The 7,129-nt window shown below is 38.8% G+C and carries 7 protein-coding genes; 4 read left to right on the forward strand and 3 right to left on the reverse strand.

Annotation, left to right across the window (positions count from 1 at the left end; genetic code table 11):
- Window positions 1-248: 248 nt before the first annotated feature.
- Window positions 249-1,049 (reverse strand): HAD family hydrolase, encoded by an 801-nt coding sequence (locus A9239_RS04320; RefSeq protein ID WP_048122268.1) that lies wholly within the window; start codon window positions 1,047-1,049, stop codon window positions 249-251.
- A 97-nt stretch (window positions 1,050-1,146) separates the two neighbouring features.
- Window positions 1,147-2,034 carry a presenilin family intramembrane aspartyl protease PSH gene (locus A9239_RS04325; RefSeq protein ID WP_048122270.1) on the reverse strand — a complete coding sequence of 296 codons (888 nt, stop codon included), beginning with the start codon at window positions 2,032-2,034 and terminating at the stop codon, window positions 1,147-1,149.
- A 445-nt stretch (window positions 2,035-2,479) separates the two neighbouring features.
- Between A9239_RS04325 and A9239_RS04330 the strand changes: the two genes are divergently transcribed.
- From A9239_RS04330 to A9239_RS04345, 4 genes are all read left to right on the forward strand, one after another.
- Window positions 2,480-2,803: a hypothetical protein gene (locus A9239_RS04330; protein WP_048122272.1), complete on the forward strand. Its 324-nt coding sequence runs from the start codon at window positions 2,480-2,482 to the stop codon at window positions 2,801-2,803.
- 495 nt (window positions 2,804-3,298) lie between these two features.
- Window positions 3,299-3,601 (forward strand): hypothetical protein, encoded by a 303-nt coding sequence (locus tag A9239_RS04335; protein WP_011306208.1) that lies wholly within the window; start codon window positions 3,299-3,301, stop codon window positions 3,599-3,601.
- A 651-nt stretch (window positions 3,602-4,252) separates the two neighbouring features.
- Entirely contained in the window at window positions 4,253-5,269 is a 1,017-nt protein-coding gene (fen, locus tag A9239_RS04340) for a flap endonuclease-1 (RefSeq protein WP_048122276.1), read from the forward strand.
- Window positions 5,270-5,486: 217 nt separating this feature from the next.
- On the forward strand, window positions 5,487-5,696 hold the full coding sequence (locus A9239_RS04345; RefSeq protein ID WP_048156507.1) for a hypothetical protein: 210 nt from the start codon (window positions 5,487-5,489) through the stop codon (window positions 5,694-5,696).
- A gap of 285 nt (window positions 5,697-5,981) precedes the next feature.
- Here the strand turns inward: A9239_RS04345 and A9239_RS04350 are convergent, their stop codons facing one another.
- A complete protein-coding gene (locus tag A9239_RS04350) occupies window positions 5,982-6,938 on the reverse strand; it encodes a beta-ribofuranosylaminobenzene 5'-phosphate synthase (protein WP_048122280.1) in 957 nt (318 codons plus the stop codon).
- Window positions 6,939-7,129 lie beyond the last annotated feature (191 nt).

The raw sequence follows: 7,129 nt of genomic DNA on the forward strand, positions 1-7,129 counted from the left end.
CACTTAACGAATTTCACACATTTGGGCAACAACTACTAAGAGTAAAGATTACATAAACATAACGCATTATTTTTTCACTGTTAACATTTAAAGCACATTTAGAGTAAAGTCAAATCCCTCTAACGAACTTGCTCAATCAGTACTTTAATCTCATTCTGTATACTGACTCGATGTGTTATATTTTTGCTTATTATTGACCCGTCGTGTTATATAGATTAGTTTATATAATAATTATTTATACATCCTGATTACAGCGATTTTACCACATCCACAACCTTTATAATATCATCAATTATCACATCTGCAGCTTCTCTTAGTTCTTTAGGTCTTTTGTCGCCCTGCTGTGTTGTCATTACTCCTACATCTGCTGCTCTGAATGCCAATATGTCATTAATTCCATCTCCTACCATGAGTACCAGATCATATTTTTGCTTTAGTTCGAGCACTACTTTTTCTTTCATCAGGGTGTTTGAATAAGCAAAGACTCTTTCCGGGGGAATATCTATGAACTCAGCCAGTTGCATGAGAGCAAATAAACCATCACCGGACGCTATATACGTATCCACTTTCATGGAATGAAGAGTCTGGACCGCTTGTAACGTGGTATTGAATACATGCCCTCCTGTACTCAGTATATATGGAACAGTTTTAGCTTGAGAATCAACTATCAGGCCTGCCGCTAGATAAAAAATATTTGGACAGTGGGATGCAACTGCTTCCAACACATCATGTATGTCGCCCATTTTTGGAGATGTTCCCTTTATGATATCACATGCAATCTCTGGAGTAAAAATTCCTTTTGAACAGCTTATACCTATTGAAATTCTGTACTTTTTTATAAACTCAAACAGAGGCATGTCTCTTCTTGAGCGCAGGAGTATATCACTTTCGGCATTCAGAACTACAAGCCCGCATCCATTCTTTTGCGCGACAATAGCAGTGCTCTCTATATTTTCAAGGATATTCCCGGTACTGGATTCCTTTGCAACCCTGTACATATGTAGAAGAGTTCCGGCACTATCAAAGACCACTGCAATTCTTTTGTACATATCAAGTGATTAAACTATTAAATAAAAAAATCTTTGCGAAAATTTGAGAATAAAATAGAGATTTATAAAAATAGTAATATGTGAAGAAAAGTTAACTTCACAGAAATGAGGCCCCTGAGATCAGGACACCAGCAAAGAACCCCAAGATTACTCCGGAATTCAAAAAGGGAAGACCTGCCTGTGGATTTCCTTTCATTACCTGAATGGAAAGAATTGCGTGCCCTATAAGCGTGCCCAGTATGGCCCCAAGGACTGGATAGAAATTACTTTTCATGAAGACGTTTGCTGAGACTACTAGCAGGGTAGGCATAACAGCATCTCCGAGCCCCATAAAAAAAGCCTCATGCTTTTCGTCCTGTTTGAAGTCTTCCGTCAAGAAAGAATAGTTCAGGTTTTTTGGAATTACAAACATTATTGGAAGTTTCAGATCCATTACTCCCTCAGCCATAGATACCATGTGCTTTGTTTTGTATACTGAGATAGCGTCGTATATTGCAAGAAGCACCAGAAGTACTATTACGGGGACAACTGAGAGGGAAATTCCTATCAGGGCACTGACCCCAGCTGCAATACAAACTCCCACAATGTCAACTACATACCATTCTGGATATTTATAGAGCAGCACTGTTATTCCTACGGACAGCACAACTGAGACAATGGACTCAACTCCTGAAAGAAACGGAATGAGAGTAAACAGGGCGAGGACTACGTAATAGATAGTGCTTATTATGGCCAAATAAATAAAGAGGCTGATTACCCATTTCATATTTTTCTTTATTGCTATAAGGACAAACAGGGTAAAAACCAGGATCATTATAATATAATATATAGAATTAGACACCTGGGTTGGGTCCTCAAAAGCCTGCATTCCACTAACTTCCATTGGTGTGGACAAAAAGAGTGCAAGAATCTGCACTATAAGGATTAGTCCTCCCATGGAAATAATAGGTAAATATTCTTTAATTGATTGTTCAATGGAACTCAAGTGCTAAACTCCTTAGTTCTTGACAGTATGCCTTTTCTATTCCTTTATATACTTACTGTAATTTCATCTCCGTTTCTCATGACTGTTTATATATAACTTTACCTGAGAATCTCGTATTTCTTCTATTAATTAAATAGAGATTTTCCCACGAAATGATTCCAAAATATATTTCTGAGATACGTTTATGAGATACTGGCTCTTTTTTCACAGGAGCGATAAATCAAAAGTAAAGGAATAAATCGATAAACGTTAGTTTGTGAAAAAATTATATATCATACCTCTTAAAAAATGAACAAAATAGAAAAAAGTAAAAAATCGAAAATCGTAAAAATAGAAAAGCAGTAAATACTTAAAGGAATATTCCGCTTGGTAATTTTGAAACAGGCTATATTACAGAATGCTTGTGTATGCGGAACAATTTTTACAGGTATGTTAGAGGTATACGATGGAGACTAGAGATACAGTATTTCTTGTTGTGATGGTTCTGTCATCCTTTCTTCTATCCTTTGAGTGGCTTAGAAGATTTGAATATAAATCCACAAATCCCCTGATTATTCTTTCGGTTATGGTCCTGGTCGGAACATTAGCTGTCATGCTCATCTCTGTAAACAATAGGCTTCAGGAACTCGAAAACAAAATGGAAGCAAAAGACCGTACTCTCAAGGTCAACATGGAAAATACAGAAACAAAGATTGAAGAACGGATGAATGAGCTATCAAGCAAAGTTGATAATGCAGTTTACGAATTCAACCGCAGAAAATACCATTAATTTCATTTATAATTTTTTATTTCAGGGCAAAATATTTAGTTTTCTATATTAAAAAGCATGATTTGAATCCCCAGATTTTTAACAATCGAATTTAATTTTTTATCCAGGAATACTCAATACTTTATAAGTATGCTCTTTATAGAGCAGTAATCTTCTATATATGCAGCGTTAATTGAAAGAAAAAACAGCTCAAGTATTTTTAGAACAGACTCTCAATCTTCGTTCAGTTTTGAATTTAATTTATGAATATTTATCCTAATATTAATACTAATATATGCTAATTTTTCTAATGTAATTAATACCCTACGATAAAAATTCGGGCACAGGGACCTTTATCCAGTAAATTATATATACTGGTTCTTCTGTAGAACAGGGAATATCTGGATTTTTAACAATAATAAAAAAATAAATTAGATATCTTGGATCGTAAGTTATTATTACTCAGAGTTAGTATTATTTGATTACTTGTGTAAGCAGGTAAAGAAGGAAAGCTATATGCACCTTAGTCTGGAACCGATTGGCATTATTACAAAGGTTGCAAATAAGTCGGAAATTTTGATTTATTCTGATTTTGAACAGGTCATAAGAAATATCGTGTCCAAAATAGGAGAAGGGGCTGAGAAAGGGCAGAAGCTCCTGGTCGTCCATAAAAACAACAACCAGAAACAGGTGGATGGTCACCAGGTCCAGGTCACGAAAGCGACTTTACTGGAAAGAAAAGGTAATTTGCTGACGATATCCAAAATAGAAGCAAATGAAGATTCAGTAATCGATGTTCGACTTGACCTTACTGCTTGATAGTAGGTGTCTGTAGAAGCTATAAAGCCTATAAATCTCGTCTCTTTTCACTCTTCATACTGGATAGCTTTGATTGGGCTTCCGAAAGGCTAATAAGGCCAAGTTCAAAAAATCGGATTAAAAATCTATGACCATGACTGGAATTCCAGGACTTATCTGGATCCTATGATCTGATGAAATCAATGACTGGTTGAAGTCAATGGCCGCTTGAAGTCAATAACTGTCGAAATTCGGAGACAAAATGAGTTAAGTAACTGCCGGAATTCAGTGATCGAATGAGTCCCATGAATTGAAATAAAAATCACATTAAGTTTCTTTACTTTTTTCTTCCAGAGTAGTACTCTGTCTTTCAACAGTGTATATTCATCGATAAGTATCTCAGGAGAACTCTGAAAACGCGGTAAATATAAGACTTCAGTATCTATAAAGCGTATTGAGCAATAAATCACATGATTGCTGCAAAGCATCTTTAATATTGACTTACTGCAAAGCATTTTTGATATTGACCTGTAGTAAAGGATATTGATATTGATTTTCTGCGTAACAGTTGACGAGCTAAAAAGTAAGAAAAGACTAAAAAAGTAATGAAAGAGAAGAAGATAATGAAAGCGCTGAAGCTTTCTGAAAAATTTAAGACATACGAGGGAAAATATGGGTACAGATATAGGCGACCTGCTCCAGAAAAGAAAAGTTGAACTTTCGGATCTTACTAATCAGGTGGTTGCAATTGATGCGTTTAACACGCTACACCAGTTTTTGAGCATTATTCGCCAGCGGGACGGAAGCCCTCTGGTTGACTCTGCAGGGAGAGTAACTTCACATCTCTCAGGCCTGCTCTACCGAACAGCGAGCCTTATAGAAGCAGGTGTCAAACCTCTCTTCGTTTTTGACGGCAAGCCTCCTGACCTCAAATCCGAAACCCTGAACCAAAGAAAAGAAATAAGAGAATCCTCCCGGGAAAAATGGGAGAATGCAAAGGCTATAGGAGATCTTGAATCGGCCTATAAGTATGCTCAGGCTTCTTCAAAAGTAAACCAGGAAATTGTTGAAGATTCCAAATATCTCCTTGGTATTATGGGAGTTCCCTTTGTTCAGGCCCCCTGTGAGGGCGAAGCACAGGCTGCACATGTGGTTCTCAAAAAAGATGCCAACTGCGTTGCTTCGCAAGATTACGATTCATTTCTTTTCGGGGCTCCAATTGTTGTCCGGAACCTGGCTGTAACAGGAAAACGCAAGCTTCCGGGAAAAAACATTTACGTTGACGTCGAACCTGAAAAAATCAAGTTGGATGAGACTCTCAAAGCCCTGGAAATTACGCGGGAGCAGCTCATAGATATCGCTATCTGTGTGGGCACGGATTATAACAAAGGGCTGGAGAAAGTAGGCCCCAAGACAGCCCTTAAACTAATTAAAAAGCATGGGGATATTTATGCCGTACTCCGGGAAAAAAAGGCAGAAATTGAAGCTGTGGATCAAATAAGAGATATCTTTCTCCACCCTGAAGTAACGGATAATTACAAAATAAGATGGGGAAAACCTGATTCTGAAAAACTTCTCGAATTCCTCTGTGAGAGTCACGATTTTTCGATCGACAGGGTGGGAAAAGCTGCAGAACGACTTAAAGCTGCTTCAGGAGCCAGACAAAAAACTCTCGACCAGTGGTTTTAAGGAATCTTCTTTCAAAATCCTGATTTTCCTAATTTTTTTATTTATGTGTATTTTTATCCTTAACAATTCAGTTAAGTAGATCTTAGATTGACAAGGATAGGCCTGAACTCTTACCAGGAAAAACACTCACATGTGCCCATACGTATGGAATCGTGGATCCTGAACTTCTCTCCACATCAGGGGACTTTGTGCGGTCAAATGGTATTTTGCCGTACTTATGGTAACAGCTCTTATTCAGGCGTTTATTGCCTGGTCTTCGGAAAGCTTAGCTCCTCTCGAGAATACAGTCATAATTTTGGAGATGCTGCAACCTTTTGGAGATGCCGCAACCAAAGACACTTTAGGTCTTGCCTTTTATCTTTCCCAGAAAAAGTTGTATAAGCATTTTACGTACGGTTACGGCAGAAAAGAGGATATTGCAGCCTGAGAATCGTACTTAAATTAATTTAGAAGGAATGTGACTGAAGTAAGTACTTGCCGTCTAGGATACAGGCTATATGCGGAAGTAAATATTGCGGTAGACCCATTGATTTTGGTTGAAGAACAGTATGCGATTGCCATAAGAGTGAGACACAGAACGACACGTGGATCTAGTTATTTATCAAATGTGTTCGTACATGTGGGCTCATTCGGGTCAGCCGGGGAATCATTTCACAGGCTGACCGAGCATGATCACAATGATTTTCGGTTTCACTCACTGAATATAAGGCTTTCAAACCCGGGATATTTCTGCTCCGTGATTTCTTGCCCTGGTAAGCATGACAGTCCCACCAACAGAGTCGTCAAGCATTTTCTGGACTTCCGCCTGAAGCTGCCTGCCTTCCGATTTGTTATCTACAAAAGAATATACTACAGGCCCAAAAGAACTTACCCCGGCTCCGTAGCTCCGGTTGCGCATTAAAGAAGCAATATCTTTCACAAACTCAGGCCAGATAAGGCTCTCCCTTTTGTTAAAACCAACAGTCTGAACATGATTTACTGCGGCCCCGAAACTCACTATATCTTCTTCCATCACGGCAGGCATCATCTGCATGAGCACGACATGGGAAATTTCCCTGACTTCTTCTACAGGGAGGGGACAGAATTTCTTGAAGGTCTCGACTTCCTCCTGGTCATGCATTCCCTTGTCGTTGGGGATTGCTACCACCATTTCCCATTGAGGAAAATCCTCTCTGAAGAGCACTGGCCCGGGCGGTACTTTACTGGCAGCCGACGGCATAAAACCACCTTTATCTTTGAACTTATGCCCTCCGTCAACTATAAACCCGCCTTTCTCAAAAGCAGCTACTCCTATACCAGAAGTCCCTCCTCTTTTTACTGCAAGTGCAAGTTCTCTAACACTCATCCCAAGTCCATATAGTTCATTTACAGCTGCTGCCGCGGCTAGGGAAGACTGAGTTCCTGACCCGAAACCTACATGGGCTGGGTACACTTCCTGTACGTTGATCCTGATCCCTTTACCCTCAGGAAGCAGGGATTCTGCAGCTCTTTTCATCCGATCGGCAAAACTCTGCAGACCTTCTATATTGACTCCATCGGCTTCTTCAGCCGTAATTCGTATATTGGGAGAGGAAAGGGTTAGTCCTGCTCCTCCATCGACTCTTCCGATCTCCGCATTCATATCAATAAGCGTCATATGAATTCGGCAAGGAGTGGTTATTTTGATCATTCCTGTTAAACTCCAAAACTGCACTTAAAACTTTATGACTTATGAAGTCCTGTGCCCCTTTTATTGTAGCTGCTGGTATTTAACCTTTTAAAAAGTATTTTTTATCCAATCTTAATTCTATGTATCTAATAAAAATAACAAAAGAAGTGACGTATAAGGAGAGAAGGAACAGAAAGGAAAATTAGGAAAGG

Origin of the sequence: Methanosarcina sp. A14, from assembly GCF_001729375.1 — an archaeon.
Taxonomy (GTDB): domain Archaea; phylum Halobacteriota; class Methanosarcinia; order Methanosarcinales; family Methanosarcinaceae; genus Methanosarcina; species Methanosarcina barkeri.

Bases quoted from the DNA above. Each gene is read 5' to 3' on its own strand.
- fen (WP_048122276.1), top strand. From the start codon at position 4,253: ATGGGTACAGATATAGGCGACCTGCTCCAGAAAAGAAAAGTTGAACTT.
- A9239_RS04335 (WP_011306208.1), top strand. From the start codon at position 3,299: ATGCACCTTAGTCTGGAACCGATTGGCATTATTACAAAGGTTGCAAAT.
- A9239_RS04330 (WP_048122272.1), top strand. From the start codon at position 2,480: ATGGAGACTAGAGATACAGTATTTCTTGTTGTGATGGTTCTGTCATCC.
- A9239_RS04320 (WP_048122268.1), bottom strand. From the start codon at position 1,049: ATGTACAAAAGAATTGCAGTGGTCTTTGATAGTGCCGGAACTCTTCTA.
- A9239_RS04345 (WP_048156507.1), top strand. From the start codon at position 5,487: ATGGTAACAGCTCTTATTCAGGCGTTTATTGCCTGGTCTTCGGAAAGC.
- A9239_RS04350 (WP_048122280.1), bottom strand. From the start codon at position 6,938: ATGATCAAAATAACCACTCCTTGCCGAATTCATATGACGCTTATTGAT.